Source organism: Pseudomonas sp. TH06 (assembly GCF_016651305.1).
GTDB lineage: Bacteria > Pseudomonadota > Gammaproteobacteria > Pseudomonadales > Pseudomonadaceae > Aquipseudomonas.
This window is the reverse complement of record NZ_JAEKEC010000003.1, coordinates 344,904-362,582: the sequence shown is the minus strand read 5'-3', so window position 1 is coordinate 362,582 and position 17,679 is coordinate 344,904. Positions and strand designations below refer to the sequence as shown.

15 protein-coding genes and 3 tRNA genes are annotated in these 17,679 nt (G+C 60.4%); all 18 read left to right on the top strand.

Features of this window, described 5'->3' with window-relative positions; translation table 11 throughout:
• Positions 1 to 645, top strand: a complete 645-nt coding sequence (leuD, locus tag JFT86_RS26525; protein ID WP_201239072.1) for a 3-isopropylmalate dehydratase small subunit — start codon at positions 1 to 3, stop codon at positions 643 to 645.
• Positions 646 to 780: 135 nt separating this feature from the next.
• On the top strand, positions 781 to 1,548 hold the full coding sequence (locus JFT86_RS26520) for a class I SAM-dependent methyltransferase (RefSeq protein WP_201239071.1): 768 nt from the start codon (positions 781 to 783) through the stop codon (positions 1,546 to 1,548).
• A gap of 54 nt (positions 1,549 to 1,602) precedes the next feature.
• Complete coding sequence (leuB, locus tag JFT86_RS26515; protein WP_003226430.1) at positions 1,603 to 2,685, top strand: 3-isopropylmalate dehydrogenase; 1,083 nt, start codon at positions 1,603 to 1,605, stop codon at positions 2,683 to 2,685.
• 66 nt (positions 2,686 to 2,751) lie between these two features.
• Positions 2,752 to 3,864 carry an aspartate-semialdehyde dehydrogenase gene (asd, locus tag JFT86_RS26510; protein WP_064363920.1) on the top strand — a complete coding sequence of 371 codons (1,113 nt, stop codon included), beginning with the start codon at positions 2,752 to 2,754 and terminating at the stop codon, positions 3,862 to 3,864.
• Between the two features lie 264 nt (positions 3,865 to 4,128).
• Positions 4,129 to 5,139 (top strand): aspartate-semialdehyde dehydrogenase, encoded by a 1,011-nt coding sequence (locus JFT86_RS26505; protein WP_201239070.1) that lies wholly within the window; start codon positions 4,129 to 4,131, stop codon positions 5,137 to 5,139.
• 208 nt (positions 5,140 to 5,347) lie between these two features.
• Positions 5,348 to 8,014, top strand: coding sequence for a FimV family protein (locus JFT86_RS26500; protein ID WP_201239069.1), 2,667 nt, complete (start codon positions 5,348 to 5,350; stop codon positions 8,012 to 8,014).
• 267 nt (positions 8,015 to 8,281) lie between these two features.
• Positions 8,282 to 9,106, top strand: a complete 825-nt coding sequence (truA, locus tag JFT86_RS26495; protein WP_034152768.1) for a tRNA pseudouridine(38-40) synthase TruA — start codon at positions 8,282 to 8,284, stop codon at positions 9,104 to 9,106.
• 65 nt (positions 9,107 to 9,171) lie between these two features.
• Entirely contained in the window at positions 9,172 to 9,798 is a 627-nt protein-coding gene (locus tag JFT86_RS26490) for a phosphoribosylanthranilate isomerase (RefSeq protein WP_201239068.1), read from the top strand.
• Between the two features lie 204 nt (positions 9,799 to 10,002).
• Positions 10,003 to 10,923, top strand: coding sequence for an acetyl-CoA carboxylase, carboxyltransferase subunit beta (gene accD, locus JFT86_RS26485; protein WP_103304867.1), 921 nt, complete (start codon positions 10,003 to 10,005; stop codon positions 10,921 to 10,923).
• A complete protein-coding gene (gene folC, locus JFT86_RS26480) occupies positions 10,920 to 12,227 on the top strand; it encodes a bifunctional tetrahydrofolate synthase/dihydrofolate synthase (RefSeq protein WP_201239067.1) in 1,308 nt (435 codons plus the stop codon). The genes accD and folC overlap by 4 nt, the downstream gene beginning before the upstream one ends.
• Positions 12,211 to 12,861, top strand: coding sequence for an SPOR domain-containing protein (locus JFT86_RS26475; RefSeq protein WP_201239066.1), 651 nt, complete (start codon positions 12,211 to 12,213; stop codon positions 12,859 to 12,861). The genes folC and JFT86_RS26475 overlap by 17 nt, the downstream gene beginning before the upstream one ends.
• Positions 12,862 to 12,959: 98 nt before the next feature.
• Positions 12,960 to 13,520 carry a CvpA family protein gene (locus JFT86_RS26470; RefSeq protein ID WP_201239065.1) on the top strand — a complete coding sequence of 187 codons (561 nt, stop codon included), beginning with the start codon at positions 12,960 to 12,962 and terminating at the stop codon, positions 13,518 to 13,520.
• A gap of 41 nt (positions 13,521 to 13,561) precedes the next feature.
• Complete coding sequence (purF, locus tag JFT86_RS26465) at positions 13,562 to 15,067, top strand: amidophosphoribosyltransferase (protein WP_016984539.1); 1,506 nt, start codon at positions 13,562 to 13,564, stop codon at positions 15,065 to 15,067.
• 73 nt (positions 15,068 to 15,140) lie between these two features.
• Positions 15,141 to 16,352 carry an O-succinylhomoserine sulfhydrylase gene (locus JFT86_RS26460; RefSeq protein ID WP_201239064.1) on the top strand — a complete coding sequence of 404 codons (1,212 nt, stop codon included), beginning with the start codon at positions 15,141 to 15,143 and terminating at the stop codon, positions 16,350 to 16,352.
• On the top strand, positions 16,349 to 17,125 hold the full coding sequence (locus JFT86_RS26455; RefSeq protein ID WP_201239063.1) for an SDR family oxidoreductase: 777 nt from the start codon (positions 16,349 to 16,351) through the stop codon (positions 17,123 to 17,125). The genes JFT86_RS26460 and JFT86_RS26455 overlap by 4 nt, the downstream gene beginning before the upstream one ends.
• Positions 17,126 to 17,293: 168 nt before the next feature.
• A tRNA-Val gene (locus JFT86_RS26450) sits at positions 17,294 to 17,369 on the top strand.
• Between the two features lie 55 nt (positions 17,370 to 17,424).
• A tRNA-Asp gene (locus JFT86_RS26445) sits at positions 17,425 to 17,501 on the top strand.
• A 93-nt stretch (positions 17,502 to 17,594) separates the two neighbouring features.
• Positions 17,595 to 17,671: transfer RNA gene (locus JFT86_RS26440), tRNA-Asp, on the top strand.
• Positions 17,672 to 17,679 lie beyond the last annotated feature (8 nt).

Below are 17,679 nucleotides of genomic sequence, written 5' to 3'. Positions count from 1 at the left end.
ATGAAGGCATTTACCCAGCACACTGGTCTTGTCGCGCCTTTGGATCGTGCCAACGTCGACACCGACCAGATCATTCCAAAGCAGTTCTTGAAGTCGATCAAACGCACCGGTTTCGGCCCGAACCTGTTCGACGAGTGGCGTTACCTCGATGTCGGCCAGCCGTATCAGGACAACTCCAAGCGTCCGCTGAACAAGGACTTCGTCCTCAACGCCGAGCGTTACCAGGGCGCCAGCGTGTTGCTGGCCCGCGAGAACTTCGGTTGCGGCTCCAGCCGTGAACACGCGCCGTGGGCGCTGGAAGAATACGGTTTCCGCAGCATCATTGCGCCGAGCTATGCCGACATCTTCTTCAACAACAGCTTCAAGAACGGTTTGCTGCCGATCATCCTCAGCGACGCTGAAGTCGATGAATTGTTCAAGCAGGTCGAGGCCGAGCCGGGCTATCAATTGCAGGTCGATCTGCACGAACAGACCGTGACCAGCCCGAATGGCAAGGTTTATAGCTTTGAAATCGATGCATTCCGCAAACATTGCCTGTTGAACGGTCTGGACGATATCGGCCTGACCTTGCAGGACGGCGATGCGATTGCCACCTTCGAGGCCAAGCATCGGGTTAGCCAGCCGTGGTTGTTCCGCGACGCGTGATTTGTGTGTGGCGAATGACGCCATCGCGAACAGGCTCACTCCTACATTTGAAATGCGTTCCCCTGTAGGAGTGAGCCTGCTCGCGATGAGGCCCTCAAAAAGCACCACAAGACTCACCCCAAAAAGGAAGTCCCCATGACCAACACCGCCCAACACACGCAGGTTGTCCAGAAGCAATTCGGTGAACAGGCCGCCGCCTACCTGAGCAGCGCCGTTCACGCTCAAGGCACTGAATTTGCGCTGCTACAAGCCGAACTGGCCGGGCAGGGCAACGCCCGGGTACTGGATTTGGGTTGTGGCGCCGGTCATGTCAGTTTTCATGTCGCACCGCTGGTCAGGGAAGTGGTCGCCTACGACCTGTCGCAGCAAATGCTCGACGTGGTCGCTGCCGCCGCCGTTGATCGCGGCATGAGCAACATTGTCACGGTCAACGGCGCCGCCGAGCGTCTGCCGTTTGCCGATGGCGAGTTCGATTTTGTGTTCAGCCGTTATTCGGCGCATCACTGGAGCGATCTCGGTGTGGCTCTGCGCGAAGTGCGTCGTGTGCTGAAGCCGGGCGGTGTGGCGGCTTTCGTTGACGTGTTGTCACCGGGTAGCCCGTTGTTCGACACTTACTTGCAAAGCGTCGAAGTGCTGCGCGACACCAGCCATGTGCGCGATTATTCCGCTGGCGAGTGGTTGCGCCAGGTCAGCGAGGCCGGGCTGCATACCCGCAGCACCACGCGGCAGCGTCTGCGCCTGGAATACAGCAGTTGGGTCGAGCGCATGCGCACACCCGAAGTGATGCGCGCGGCGATCCGCCAGTTGCAGCAGTCGATGGGCAACGAAGTGCGCGAATATTTTGAGATTGATGCCGACGGCTCGTTCAGTACAGATGTGATTGTGCTGATGGCCGGACGATAAGAATTTTTCCGGGCGCGTCATGAGTGACGCACCGACTGAAGACACGAGGAAAGCATGAGCAAGCAGATTCTGATTCTCCCAGGCGACGGTATTGGTCCGGAAATCATGGCCGAAGCGGTCAAGGTGCTGGAACTGGCCAACGACAAGTACAGCCTGGGCTTCGAGCTGAGCCATGACGTGATCGGTGGCGCCGCCATCGACAAGCACGGTGTGCCGCTGGCCGACGAAACCCTCGACCGTGCCCGCGCTGCCGATGCGGTGCTGCTGGGCGCTGTCGGCGGCCCGAAATGGGACACCATCGAGCGTGACATTCGCCCTGAGCGTGGTCTGCTGAAAATCCGTGCGCAACTGGGCCTGTTCGGCAACCTGCGTCCGGCGATTCTGTACCCGCAGTTGGCTGACGCGTCGAGCCTGAAGCCGGAAATCGTCGCCGGCCTGGACATCCTGATCGTTCGTGAGCTGACCGGCGGCATCTACTTCGGCGCGCCGCGTGGTACCCGTACCCTGGAAAACGGCGAGCGTCAGTCCTACGACACTCTGCCGTACAGCGAAAGCGAAATCCGCCGTATTGCCCGTGTCGGTTTCGACATGGCCATGGTCCGTGGCAAGAAGCTCTGCTCGGTGGACAAGGCCAACGTACTCGCTTCCAGCCAGCTGTGGCGTGAAGTGGTCGAGCAAGTGGCGAAAGACTATCCAGAAGTCGAACTGAGCCACATGTACGTCGACAACGCCGCCATGCAACTGGTGCGCGCACCGAAGCAGTTCGACGTGATCGTCACCGACAACATGTTCGGCGACATCCTGTCCGACGAAGCGTCGATGCTCACCGGCTCCATTGGCATGCTGCCGTCGGCCTCGCTGGATTCGAACAACAAGGGCATGTATGAGCCTTGCCACGGTTCTGCTCCGGACATTGCTGGTAAAGGCATTGCCAACCCACTGGCAACGATTCTGTCGGTGTCGATGATGCTGCGTTACAGCTTCAATCTGCACGACGCGGCCGATGCCATTGAAAAAGCCGTCAGCGTCGTACTCGACCAGGGTCTGCGCACGGGCGACATCTATTCGGCCGGTTGCACTAAAGTCGGTACGCAGGAAATGGGCGACGCAGTAGTCGCCGCGCTGCGGAATCTGTAATCTCTCGGGCCCGCTGCGAAATTCAATACAAAGCAGCGGCCCACTTTTCAAGAAGGTGTAGTTGCGATGAAACGTGTAGGTCTGATCGGTTGGCGCGGGATGGTCGGTTCCGTGCTCATGCAGCGGATGCTGGAAGAGCAGGATTTCGATCTAATCGAGCCGGTGTTTTTCACCACTTCCAATGTCGGTGGCCAAGGCCCGTCCGTGGGCAAGGACATTGCTCCGCTCAAGGATGCTTACAGCATTGATGAGCTGAAGACCCTCGACGTGATTCTGACCTGCCAGGGCGGCGACTACACCAGCGAAGTATTCCCCAAGCTGCGCGAGGCCGGCTGGCAGGGTTACTGGATCGACGCGGCGTCCAGCCTGCGCATGAACGACGACGCGGTGATCATTCTCGATCCGGTCAACCGCAAGGTCATCGACCAGCAGCTGGATGCGGGCACCAAAAACTACATCGGCGGCAACTGCACCGTCAGCCTGATGCTGATGGGGCTGGGCGGCTTGTTCGAGGCCGGTCTGGTCGAGTGGATGAGCGCCATGACCTATCAGGCGGCCTCCGGTGCCGGCGCGCAGAACATGCGTGAACTGATCAAGCAAATGGGCGCGACCCACGCCGCTGTCGCTGATCAACTGGCCGATCCGGCCAGCGCGATCCTCGACATCGACCGTCGTGTGGCCGAAGCCATGCGCAGCGACGCGTATCCGACCGAAAACTTCGGCGTACCGCTGGCCGGCAGCCTGATCCCGTGGATCGACAAGGAACTGCCAAACGGCCAGAGCCGCGAAGAGTGGAAAGCCCAGGCCGAGACCAACAAGATTCTCGGTCGCTTCAAGAGCCCGATCCCGGTCGACGGCATCTGCGTGCGCATCGGCGCCATGCGCTGCCACAGCCAGGCGCTGACCATCAAGCTGAACAAAGACGTGCCGATCGCCGATATCGAAGGGCTGATCAGCCAGCACAACCCTTGGGTCAAACTGGTGCCAAACCAGCGCGAGATCAGCATGCAGGAGCTGAGCCCGACCAAGGTCACTGGCACCCTGAACGTGCCAGTCGGCCGTCTGCGCAAGCTGAACATGGGTTCGCAGTTCGTCGGTGCCTTCACCGTCGGCGACCAACTGCTGTGGGGCGCGGCCGAACCGCTGCGTCGCATGCTGCGGATCTTGCTGGAGCGTTGATCGCATGAAGCAATGAAAGAACCCGTGCCTTGTGAGAGGTACGGGTTTTTTTATACCTGGAATTTTTTGGTTGTCTGGTCTGGCCCCATCGCGAGCAGGCTCACTCCTACAAGGGGTGGTGGTGTGCACAAATTTTCTGATCAACACCGATCACTGTAGGAGTGAGCCTGCTCGCGATGAGGCCCGTACAGGCACCGCCGAATTGCCTGTGCGGCAGTCACCCGGTAAAGTGCCGCTCCCCCCGTTTCGCCAGAGGCTCGCACCATGACCCAGACCCTAGATATTGCCGTGATCGGCGCCACCGGTACTGTCGGCGAAACCCTCGTACAGATTCTCGAAGAGCGCGACTTTCCGGTCGGCAACCTGCACCTGTTGGCCAGCAGCGAATCCGCTGGCAGTTCGGTGCTGTTTCGCAACAAGAACGTGCGCGTGCGTGAAGTCGACGAGTTCGATTTCAGCAAGGTCAAACTGGTGTTCTTCGCTGCCGGCCCGGCCATCACCCTGAGCTACGCCGCTCGCGCGCAAGCGGCCGGTTGCTCGCTGATCGATCTTTCCGGTGCCTTGCCGGCCGATCAGGCGCCGCAAGTGGTGCCGGAAGCCAACGCCGCTGTCCTCGCCGGTTTGAAAGCGCCGTTCCAGGTCAGCAGCCCGAGCCCGTCGGCCGCCACGCTCGCCGTGGTGCTGGCGCCGTTGCTCGATCTGATCGACCTGCAATACGTCAACGTCACCGCCAATCTGGCTGTTTCCGCCCAGGGTCGCGAGGCCGTCACCGAGCTGGCGCGCCAGACCGCCGAGCTGCTGAACATGCGCCCACTGGAGCCGACATTCTTTGATCGGCAGATGGCATTCAACCTGCTGGCCCAGGTCGGCACGCCTGACGCGCAGGGTCACACGCTGCTGGAAAAACGCCTGGTGCGCGAGCTGCGCCAAGTGCTGGCGTTGCCTTTATTAAAGATTTCCGCAACTTGCGTTCAAGCCCCGGTGTTTTTTGGCGATAGCTTTAGCGTGACCTTGCAGTCAGCGAAGGCGGTGGACCTGGAAAAGGTCAACGCCACGCTCGAAGCTGCACCGGGCATCGAGCTGGTCGAAGCAGGCGATTATCCGACCGCAGTCGGTGACGCGGTCGGGCAGGACGTTGTCTATGTCGGTCGCGTGCGCAGCGGTGTCGACGACCCGGCGGAACTTAATCTGTGGCTGACGTCAGATAACGTACGCAAAGGTGCAGCCCTTAACGCTGTGCAGGTGGCTGAATTGTTGATAAAAGACCTGCTGTAAAAGATACTTGGCAACAATTTGTCGACTGATTCTAGGTGAGCGCTATGCTTGCCCGCAGCACTCGATAACGTTTCACCCTCCGGGACTTTCCGGGGCATCAAAGAAATGATCGCGCGCGACATCCGTCGTCGTCGCGCGCAATGCCTTACGGCAGCGGTATTCAACATCTTCTCGCTGGCCGAGGAACGTTCAAACAAAGGATGAGGCTATGGTTCAAGTTCGCAAACTGGTGTTAGCAATAGCGGCCGCCTCGGCGCTGTCCTCCGGTATGGCGCATGCCCTCGGGCTCGGGGAGCTGACCCTGAAGTCGACCCTGAACCAGCCGCTGGTGGCTGAAATCGAGCTGCTCGACGTCAAGGATCTCACCGCTGCCGAAGTGGTGCCGAGCCTGGCTTCCCCTGAAGATTTCGCCAAGGCCGGCGTTGATCGCCAGGCCTTCCTCAATGACCTGACGTTCACTCCGGTGCTCAACGCCAACGGCAAAAGCGTGCTGCGCGTAACGTCGAGCAAACCGCTGTCGGAACCGATGGTGAAATTCCTCGTTCAGGTGATGTGGCCGAACGGCCGTCTGCTGCGCGATTACAGCGTGCTGCTGGACCCGTCGAAGTTCTCGCCGCAGACCGCTGATGCCGCCGCGCAACCGGCGCCGTCGCAGACTATTGCCGCGCCGACGACTGGCGCCACTCACCCGACTCAATACACCACTACGCCGCGCGATACCTTGTGGGAAATCGCCGCGAAGGCGCGCACCGGCGGTTCGGTGCAGCAGACCATGCTGGCGATTCAGGCGCTGAATCCCGATGCGTTCATCGGCGGTAACATCAACCGGCTGAAAACCGGTCAGGTGCTGCGTCTGCCGGACTCGGTGCAAAGCACCGCGTTGCCACAAACCAAGGCCATCGCTGAAGTTGCGGCACAGAACGAAGCCTGGCGTCAGGGGCGTCGTTACGTGGCCAAGCCTGGCACCGGTCAGCAGCAGCTCGACGCGACCAAGCGCGGTCGCGCCAACACCGGCGCCGCGCAGAACACCAGCGACAACCTGAGCCTGGTTTCCGCCGAAAGCGCCAAGGCCCGGGGCAAAGGCCCGGCGGGCGACGCCAAGGCGTTGAGCAACAAACTGGCAGTGACTCAGGAAAGCCTCGACACGACCCGTCGTGACAACGAGGAACTGAAAAGCCGCATGAGCGATCTGCAAAGCCAGCTGGACAAGCTGCAGAAACTGATCGAGCTGAAGAACAATCAACTGGCGAAGATGCAGGCCGAAGGGGCGGGCGCTGCGCCTGCTGCAAATGGTGCTGTTGCGCCGGTTCCGGCGATCACCGCTGAACTGGCCGCGACACCGCCTGCAACACCGGCCGAAGCGGCTCCGGCATCGCCGACGCCAGAATCCGCCATTGCACCACCGGTCGAGACGCCAGCGGAAACGCCGGTGGTCGAGCCCAAGCCTGTGGTCGATGACGAGAAGACCTTCAACGAGCTGCTGACCAATCCGATCCTGCTGGGTCTGATCGGTGGTGGTGCCGTGGTTCTGTTGCTCTTGCTGTTGCTGCTGGCCCGTCGCCGCAAAGCCCAGCAGGAAGCCGAGAAGCACCTGCGCATGGCTCGCGCCCTGTCTGAAGAGCAAGAGTTCTCCGCCGAACAGGATCTGCCGGAAAGCAGCTTCGAAGGTCTGGAAACCCCGGCCGCCAGCGTCAAACTCAACACGCCGGCTCCTGCGCCAGTAGCTGCTCCAACGCCAGCTCCGATCGTCGCTCCAGTGGTCATGGCTGAACCGATTGCCGCGCCACTGGTAGCCCCGGCTGGCGAGCGTTCGGATGACGTGCTGGACAAGGCCCAGTCGCACATCAACGCCGGTCGCCTGAATCAGGCTGCTGCGCTGCTGGAAGAGGGCGTCAGTCTTGAGCCGCAGCGTAGCGATCTGCGCCTGAAACTGATGGAAGTCTACGGTCAGCAAGGCGATCGCGATGCGTTCGTCGGTCAAGAGCGCCAACTGGTTGCCAATGGCGATAACTTCGCCAAGGTCGAAGAGCTGAAAAGCCGCTTCCCGGCCATGGCTGTGGTGGCTGCTGCCGGTTTGGCTGCGGCCGCTGTCGCTGCCGAGCTGGACGCACAGTACGTCAAGGATTTGCTGCTGGATGAGCCGGAAGTACCGGCTGCGGAACCGGCGCCGGTTGCAGATGATCTGGACAGTGCGTTCGACCTGAGCCTGGACGATCTCGACAACATCACCCCGGTCACCCCTGAGCCGGTGGTTGAGCCGGAGGCGCCGGTCGAGCTGGACGAGTTCCCGTCCGACGACGACCTGAGCTTCGAATCGGTGCTGCAACAGCAGACCGAAATCAAAGAAAATCTGGACGATCTGTCGGATTTCGACCTGGATCTGGACCTCGGTGCCGAGCCAGCACCGGCGGTTGACCTGGCGGACGATGACTTCCTGCTGGATCTGGACGAGGGCGTGAAGGATCTGCCGCCAGTCGAGCCGCCGGTCGTCGCTGACGTGCCACAGGATGATCTGGAGCTGCCGGCCGACTTCGATCTGTCGCTGGCCGACGAAATGGACAGCAACCCTGCGGCTGAACCTGATGCCTTCGCTTCTGAGCTGGATGACGTCAACGCTGAACTGGATCGTCTGTCGCAAAACATCGCCGAGCCGACCTTTACCGACGTCGATGCGGCAAGCGGTGATGATCTGGGCGAAGACGATTTTGACTTCCTGGCGGGTACCGATGAAGTCGCCACTAAACTTGATCTGGCTCAGGCCTTTATCGACATGGGCGACAACGATGGAGCTAGCGAAATCCTCAACGAAGTGTTGACCGAGGGTGACGAGAAACAGCGTGATGAAGCCAAGGAAATGCTTAAGAACCTGGCTTGATTCAGCGCTAAACAAAAAACGGCAGCCACTGAGGCTGCCGTTTTTGTTTGTGCCGGATTCAGCGGTGTTTGAAGAATTGCTATCGCGAGCAGGCTCACTCCTACATTTTGAAATGCGATCCCCTGTAGGAGTGAGCCTGCTCGCGATAGGGCCCGAACGACCAATAGAGAACTCTGGTATCCCCGGTCCGCAGCCTTATAATGCCCACCTTTGCAAAAAACAGCAGGCTGTCCCTCCTTGGCAAACATAGATAACCCGGTCGCCGAAATGGCGCCCGACGGCTTTTACCGCGTCGCGCTTGGCGTTGAATACAAAGGCTCGCGCTACAGCGGCTGGCAGCGGCAGTTGACCGGCGTCGCCACGGTGCAGGAAGAGCTCGAGAAAGCCTTGTCGAAAGTCGCCAACTCGCCGGTTTCGCTGCAGTGCGCCGGGCGTACCGATGCCGGTGTGCATGCCTGCGGGCAAGTGGTGCATTTCGACACAACGGTCGATCGCTCGCTGAAAGCCTGGGTCATGGGCGCCAACATCAATTTGCCCCACGACATCAGCGTCAGTTGGGCGCGAGTGATGCCGGCGCATTTCCATGCGCGGTTCAAAGCCATTGCCCGGCGCTATCGCTACGTGATCTACAACGACCAGATTCGTCCGGCGCATCTCAACGAAGAAATCACCTGGAACCACCGCCCGTTGGATGTCGAGCGCATGGCCGAGGCCGCGCAGTATCTGATCGGTACCCATGATTTCAGTGCGTTCCGTGCCGGTCAGTGCCAGGCCAAGTCACCGATCAAGAAGATGCATCACCTGCGCGTGACCCGTCACGGCAAGATGATCGTGCTCGACATCCGCGCCAACGCGTTTCTGCATCACATGGTGCGCAACATCGCCGGGGTACTGATGACCATCGGTGCCGGCGAACGGCCGGTCGAGTGGATGAAAGAAGTGCTGGAAAGCCGCGAGCGCCGCTCCGGTGGCGTGACAGCGCATCCTTACGGGCTGTATCTGGTGCAGGTCGAGTATCACGACGAATTCCCGTTGCCCGAGCGTTTTATCGGGCCACATTTCCTTACGGGTTTCTCCGAACTTGACGGCTGACGCCCTCGAACGCTTTTGTTACCATCCGGGACTTTCTCGGATTTTACCTTGGGATTTATATCGACATGTCAGCCGTTCGCAGCAAGATTTGCGGGATTACCCGCATAGAAGACGCACTGGCCGCAGTCGAGGCCGGGGCGGATGCGATCGGATTCGTGTTCTATGCCAAGAGTCCGCGTGCGGTCAACGTGCAGCAGGCGCGGGCGATCATCAAGGCGTTGCCGCCGTTTGTGACCACGGTGGGGTTATTCGTCAACGCCAGCCGCTGTGAGTTGGGCGAGATCCTCGATGCGGTGCCGCTGGATCTTTTGCAGTTCCACGGTGATGAGTCCGCAGAAGAGTGCGAAGGCTGGCATCGTCCGTACATCAAGGCGCTGCGGGTCAAGGCCGGCGATGACATCGCTGCTGCCGTTAATGCTTACCCAAGCGCCAGCGGCGTGCTGTTAGACACTTACGTTGAAGGCGTGCCCGGCGGAACCGGCGAGGCCTTCGACTGGTCATTGATTCCGCAGGTTTTGAGCAAACCATTGATTCTGGCGGGTGGTTTGACCCCGGAAAATGTCGCAGACGCCGTGGCCCGGGTGAAACCCTACGCCGTCGACGTCAGCGGTGGGGTAGAGGCGAGTAAAGGCATCAAGGATCACGCGAAGGTTCGGGCGTTCATCGACGCCGTACGCAAAGCTCCATATTGATGTGACGGCTGGCAGTCTGCCGCCGTCCATCAATGCACTTGCACAAAGCAGGCGCGGCTGAGGGTTTGTGAGCAGTACGCAGGTCATGTTTCGCGCTGACCGTGGCTGTTCACCCATCATCGCCACACACATGAATTTAGCTGAAGGGCATACGCGGGGCTGCGAACCAGAGCGTTCGGGCCGCCGGTACTGGAGAAAGAAAGCATGAGCAACTGGTTAGTAGACAAACTGATCCCTTCGATCATGCGTTCGGAGGTCAAGAAGAGCTCGGTGCCAGAAGGTCTGTGGCACAAATGCCCGTCCTGCGAGGCTGTGTTGTATCGTCCGGAGCTGGAAAAGACCCTGGACGTTTGCCCTAAGTGCAACCACCACATGCGCATCGGCGCACGTGCACGCATCGACATCTTCCTCGATGCCGAAGGTCGCAACGAACTGGGCGCCGATCTGGAGCCGGTTGACCGTCTGAAATTCCGCGACGGCAAGAAGTACAAGGATCGCCTGACCGCTGCCCAGAAGCAGACTGGTGAGAAAGACGCGCTGATCTCCGTCAGCGGCACCCTGTTGGGCATGCCGGTGGTGGTTTCGGCGTTCGAATTCAGCTTCATGGGCGGTTCCATGGGCGCCATCGTCGGTGAGCGCTTCGTGCGCGCTGCCAACTACGCGCTGGAAAACCGTTGCCCGATGATCTGCTTCGCCGCTTCCGGCGGTGCGCGCATGCAGGAAGCCCTGATCTCGCTGATGCAGATGGCCAAGACTTCGGCGGTGCTGGCGCGACTGCGTGAAGAGGGCATTCCGTTCATCTCCGTGCTGACCGACCCGGTCTACGGTGGTGTTTCCGCCAGTCTGGCGATGCTCGGTGATGTGATCGTCGGTGAGCCGAAAGCCCTGATCGGCTTCGCCGGTCCACGCGTGATCGAGCAAACCGTTCGTGAAAAACTGCCGGAAGGCTTCCAGCGCAGCGAATTCCTGCTGGAGCACGGTGCGATCGACATGATCATCCATCGTCAGGAACTGCGTCCGCGCCTGGGTAACCTGCTGGCACAAATGACCGGCAAGCCGACGCCAAAATTCGTCGCTGCGCCGATCGAGCCGATCGTCGTTCCGCCGGTGCCTGCAAACGTATGATCGAGCGCACCCTTGGCGAGTGGCTCGCCTACCTGGAACAGTTGCATCCGTCCGCCATCGACATGGGCCTGGAGCGTTCGCAACAGGTAGCGTCCCGTATGGGGCTGGGCCAGCCGGCGCCTCGGGTGATTACGGTCACCGGCACCAACGGCAAGGGTTCGACCTGCGCGTTCGTGGCTTCTTTGCTGCGCGCGCAGGGCCTGAGCGTTGGTGTCTACAATTCTCCGCACCTGCTGCGTTACAACGAGCGGGTGCAGCTCAATGGCGTCGAAGCCACTGATGCACAGCTGTGCGAAGCCTTTGCTGCCGTCGAGATCGGGCGTGGCGAAACCTCCCTGACGTACTTCGAAATGGGCACCCTGGCGGCGTTCTGGCTGTTTCAACAGGCCGGGCTTGACGCTGTGGTGCTGGAAGTCGGCCTGGGCGGACGTCTGGACACGGTCAATGTGGTCGATGCTGATATCGCATTGGTCACCAGCATTGGCGTCGATCACGCCGATTATCTGGGTGATACCCGTGAATCCGTGGCTTTCGAGAAAGCCGGGATTTTCCGTCAGGGCAAACCTGCCTTGTGTGGCGACCTCAATCCTCCGCAACCGTTGCTCGACAAGGCCCACGAACTGGCATGCCCGTTCTTCCTGCGCGGGCGCGATTTCGACCTCGGTATTACCGATAGGCATTGGCAGTGGCGCGGTATCGACGCGCAGGGTCAGGTTGTCGAGCTGCACGATTTGCCGCTGCTCGATCTGCCGATGGAAAACGCCGCGCTGGCGTTGCAGGCGTATCTGCTGCTTGGTTTGCCGTGGGATGCGCAGCAGATTATTGCGGCTCTGCAGGCGACCCGCGTCGTTGGCCGTCTGGATCGCCGTTCGTTCGAATGGAATGGCAAGCGCCTGAACCTGCTGCTGGATGTCGGTCATAACCCGCACGCAGCGGAGTATCTGGCTCGCCGTCTGGCCTCGCAACCGCCGGTCGGCAAGCGTCTGGCAGTGTTTGGTCTGCTGGCGGACAAGGATCTGGATGGTGTTGTCGGCGAATTGAATGCTAGTGTCGAGCATTGGGCTGTAGCGCCGCTGGATTCGCCGCGCGCTCGTCCGGTTGCAGAATTAGACGCCGCATTGCAGAACCTTGGCGCATCGGTCACGTCTTACGACAGTGTTGCCGCCGCGCTGGAAGGGCAGTGTGCAGTCGCAACCAGTGACGACGAGATTCTGTTGTTCGGATCATTTTATTGTGTCGCCGAGGCCCTTGAATGGCTGGCCCGGCGCTCCACGGAGGAAGCGGCAAATGGCTTTGCTGGATAAAGCGTACAAGCAGCGCATGGTCGGTGCCCTGGTGCTGGTGGCACTGGCGGTGATCTTCCTGCCAATGCTGTTTTCCCGTCAGGATGAACAGCGTCAGGTGACTGTCGATGCGCCCGCCGCGCCGCAAGCGCCTGTCGTGCCGCAAGTGCAAATGGAAACCGTGGCCGTGCCTGAGCCGCAAACCTTGCCGCAAGAGCCAGTGCCGACGGATGAAGACGTCGCAGAAGACACTGCGCCTGTTGCCCCGGTTGCGCCGGCGCCGACAGCTCCCATCGCAATCGCCAAGCCTGCAACGCCGCCTGCGGTGGCCAAGCCGATTCCTGCGCCTGCCCAGCCGATCGCCGCTGCATCCTCCAGACCCGACACCACGCAAAGTCGTGTTGATGCCAACGGCCTGTCGGTCAGCTGGTCGGTGCAATTGGCCAGTCTGTCGAGTCGCGCCAGTGCCGAAAGCCTGCAGAAAACCCTGCGTAGCCAGGGTTATAACGCCTACATCCGTTCTGCCGATGGCAAGAATCGGGTGTTCGTCGGTCCGCTGATCGAGCGCGCCGAAGCCGATCGTCTGCGTGATCTGTTGGGCCGTCAGCAGAACCTCAAGGGTTTTGTCGTACGCTTCCAGCCTGAGCGCGGCTAAAAACTATCACTTCGATTGAAATGCACTGAAAATCGCAGCTTACCGATAGCCATGCGCTCTGCTAAAATGCGCCGCCTTATCCGTCTGTAGGCTGCACTGTGCCATTTACCTGGGTTGACTGGGCGATCGTTGCAATCATCGCCATCTCTGCTTTGATCAGTTTGAGCCGCGGCTTCGTCAAGGAAGCATTATCGCTGGTGACCTGGATCATCGCAGGAGTCGTCGCCTGGATGTTCGGTGGCTCACTGTCCGAGTACCTCGCCGGATACATCGAAACCCCATCGGCTCGCGTGATCGCGGGCTGTGCCATCATGTTTGTCGCCACACTGATCGTGGGCGCAATGATCAATTATCTTATCGGCGAGTTGGTTCGCGTCACCGGGTTGTCCGGGACCGATCGATTCCTCGGCATGGCCTTCGGCGCTGCGCGTGGCGTGTTGCTGGTGGTCGTGGCGGTCGGGCTGTTGAGCCTGGGGCCGGTACAGCAGGACGGGTGGTGGAAAGAATCACGGCTCGTACCAAAGTTTCTATTGGTCGCCGACTGGTCCAAAAACCTGATACTCGGGTGGAGCAGTCAGTGGCTTGCCAGCGGAATCAGCGTACCCGCTGATATTCCGTTCAAGGAGCAACTCTTGCCGTCGGCCAAAACGCCTCAGTGAGTGTTGTTCAGTTCAGATCCATTAAGTAGGGGTTGCGTCGCATGTGTGGCATCGTCGGTATCGTCGGTAAGTCGAACGTCAATCAGGCGCTGTATGACGCGCTAACCGTGCTCCAGCACCGCGGCCAGGACGCTGCCGGTATCGTGACCAGCCATGATGGCCGGTTGTTCCTGCGCAAGGACAATGGCCTGGTGCGTGACGTGTTTCAGCAGCGTCACATGCAGCGTCTGGTCGGCCACATGGGTATCGGCCACGTTCGTTACCCGACCGCGGGCAGCTCGACTTCGGCCGAAGCCCAGCCGTTTTACGTCAACTCGCCTTACGGCATTACTCTGGCGCACAACGGTAACCTGACCAACGTTGAACAGTTGGCCAAAGAGATCTACGAATCCGATCTGCGTCACGTCAACACCAGTTCCGACTCGGAAGTGTTGCTCAACGTGTTTGCCCACGAGCTGGCCCAGCGCGGCAAGCTGCAGCCGACTGAAGAAGACGTGTTTGCCGCCGTGACCGACGTGCACAACCGTTGCGTCGGCGGTTACGCGGTAGTGGCCATGGTCACCGGTTACGGCATTGTCGGTTTCCGCGACCCGCACGGCATCCGCCCGATCGTGTTCGGCCAGCGTCACACCGACGAAGGCGTCGAGTACATGATCGCCTCGGAAAGCGTTTCCCTGGACGTGCTCGGGTTCACCCTGATTCGCGACCTGGCACCGGGCGAAGCGGTCTACATCACTGAAGATGGCAAGCTGCACACCCGTCAGTGCGCGACCAATCCTTCCCTGACTCCGTGCATCTTCGAGCACGTCTACCTGGCGCGTCCGGACTCGATCATCGACGGCGTGTCGGTCTACAAGGCTCGTTTGCGCATGGGTGAGAAGCTCGCCGAGAAAATCCTGCGCGAGCGTCCGGAGCACGACATCGACGTAGTTATCCCGATTCCGGACACCAGCCGCACCGCAGCGCTGGAGCTGGCCAACCATCTGGGCGTGAAATTTCGCGAAGGTTTCGTCAAGAACCGTTACATCGGCCGGACCTTCATCATGCCGGGCCAGGCAGCGCGCAAGAAATCGGTTCGCCAGAAGCTCAATGCCATCGAGCTGGAATTTCGCGGCAAGAACGTGATGCTGGTCGATGACTCGATCGTGCGCGGCACCACTTGCAAGCAGATCATCCAGATGGCCCGTGAAGCCGGCGCGAAAAACGTCTACTTCTGCTCGGCGGCTCCGGCTGTACGCTTCCCGAACGTCTACGGCATCGACATGCCGAGCGCTCACGAACTGATCGCGCACAATCGTTCGACTCAGGACGTGGCAGATCTGATCGGCGCTGACTGGCTGATCTATCAGGACTTGCCTGACTTGATCGAAGCGGTCGGCGGCGGCAAGATCAAGATCGAGAACTTCGATTGCGCGGTGTTCGATGGCAAGTACGTCACCGGCGACGTCGACGAGGCTTACCTGGACAAGATCGAACAGGCACGCAACGATGCCTCGAAGGTCAAGACCCAAGCGGTCAGTGCGATCATCGATCTGTACAACAACTGAGTTATCACCGGCCCTGAGGGGCCGGTTTTGTATCTGACTTTTATTTTTCGAGAACAGGGCAAGGAGTGACAGCATGAGTCAGGAATGGGATGCCGGTCGGCTGGACAGCGACCTCGAAGGCGTAGCGTTCGATACCCTGGCCGTACGTGCCGGTCAGCACCGTACGCCGGAAGGCGAGCACGGTGATCCGATGTTCTTCACTTCCAGCTACGTGTTCCGCACCGCTGCCGATGCAGCTGCGCGGTTTGCCGGGGAAGTGCCGGGCAACGTCTACTCGCGTTATACCAATCCGACCGTGCGTGCGTTCGAAGAGCGCATTGCCGCGCTGGAAAGTGCCGAGCAAGCCGTGGCCACTGCCACGGGTATGGCCGCCATCATGGCAGTGGTGATGAGCCTGTGCAGTGCCGGCGATCACGTTCTGGTCTCGCGCAGTGTGTTCGGTTCGACCATCAGCCTGTTCGAGAAGTACTTCAAGCGCTTCGGCGTGGAAGTCGACTACGTCCCACTGGCCGATCTGTCGGGCTGGGATGCGGCAATCAAGCCGAACACCAAACTGCTCTTCGTCGAGTCGCCATCCAATCCGCTGGCTGAGCTGGTGGACATTACCGCGCTGGCAGAAATCGCTCACGCCAAAGGCGCGATGCTGGTGGTCGACAACTGCTTCTGCACGCCTGCGTTGCAGCAACCGCTGAAAATGGGCGCAGACATCGTTGTGCACTCGGCCACCAAGTTCATCGACGGCCAGGGCCGTTGCATGGGCGGCGTGGTGGCTGGTCGCAGCGAGCAGATGAAAGAGATCGTCGGCTTCCTGCGCACTGCCGGGCCAACCCTGAGCCCGTTCAACGCTTGGATCTTCCTCAAAGGTCTGGAAACCCTGAATCTGCGGATGAAGGCGCACTGCGCCAACGCTCAGCAACTGGCCGAATGGCTGGAGCAGCAGGACGGTATCGAAAAAGTGCACTACGCCGGTCTCAAGAGCCATCCGCAGCACGAACTGGCCCAGCGTCAGCAGAAAGGCTTCGGTGCCGTGGTGAGCTTTGAGGTCAAGGGCGGCAAAGAGGGCGCCTGGCGCTTTATCGATGCGACTCGCCTGATCTCGATCACCGCCAACCTTGGCGACAGCAAAACCACCATCACCCACCCGAGCACCACCTCCCACGGTCGTCTGGCGCCGCAGGAGCGTGAAGCGGCGGGCATTCGCGACAGCCTGATCCGCATCGCGGTCGGTCTGGAAGACGTCGCCGACCTGCAAGCCGATCTGGCGCGCGGTCTGGCGGCGCTGTGATCGAGTTGTCCACTGCGCAAGCGAGTACCCATGGCCGTGTTGCGCTGGTCACGGGTGCCGCGCGCGGTATCGGTCTGGGGATTGCGGCGTGGCTGATCAGCGAAGGCTGGCAGGTGGTGCTGACGGATCTGGATCGTGTGCGCGGTTCGAAAGTGGCGAAGGTGCTGGGTGAACATGCCTGGTTCATCGCCATGGACGTGGCGGATGAGGGGCAGGTCGCGCTCGGCGTGGCCGAAGTGCTGGGGCAGTTTGGTCGTCTCGATGCGTTGGTGTGCAACGCCGCGGTGGCCGATCCGCATAACATCACTCTGGAAAGCCTTGATCTGGCTTACTGGAATCGAGTGCTGGCGGTGAACCTCAGTGGGCCGATGTTGCTCGCCAAGCACTGTGCGCCTTATCTGCGGGCGCACAACGGCTCGATCGTCAATCTGGCGTCGACTCGGGCCGGGCAGTCGGAGCCGGATACCGAGGCGTATGCGGCGAGCAAGGGTGGGTTGTTGGCGCTGACGCATGCGTTGGCGATCAGTCTCGGGCCGGAGATTCGCGTCAATGCGGTCAGTCCGGGCTGGATCGATGCGCGGGATCCGTCTGCGCGTCGTGCCGAGCCATTGGCGGATACCGATCATGCCCAGCATCCGGCGGGCAGGGTAGGGACGGTCGAGGATGTGGCGGCGATGGTCGCGTGGTTGTTGTCGAGGAATGCCGGGTTTGTCACCGGGCAGGAATTCGTCGTTGATGGCGGCATGACCAAGAAGATGATTTACAAGGACTAAGAAGCGAAGCCGCAAACCTGTAGGAGTGAGCCTGCTCGCGATAGCGGTTCCAGGGTTGTCGCTTTCTTCAGGGAATGAAGCAATTTCGTCTTTTTTAGAAAAACTTCAATCCTGCTATTGACTTAGGTTCGCTACCTGCGTAAATTTCGCGGCCTCGGAGATGCAAACGGGTGATTAGCTCAGCTGGGAGAGCGTCTGCCTTACAAGCAGAATGTCGGCGGTTCGATCCCGTCATCACCCACCACTCCCGAGAAACTTGCGTAAGCAAGAGCGTAGGCTGAAAGTGCCTGCACCGACGCGCAGCGGTAGTTCAGTCGGTTAGAATACCGGCCTGTCACGCCGGGGGTCGCGGGTTCGAGTCCCGTCCGCTGCGCCATATTTTACGAGTCAGACTTGTCTGGTTCGCGATTGAAAAGCACCGAAGCTTTCAGTCAAAACGAGTTACTTGAGCGCAAGCTCAAAGCGATACGCAGCGGTAGTTCAGTCGGTTAGAATACCGGCCTGTCACGCCGGGGGTCGCGGGTTCGAGTCCCGTCCGCTGCGCCATATCTGCT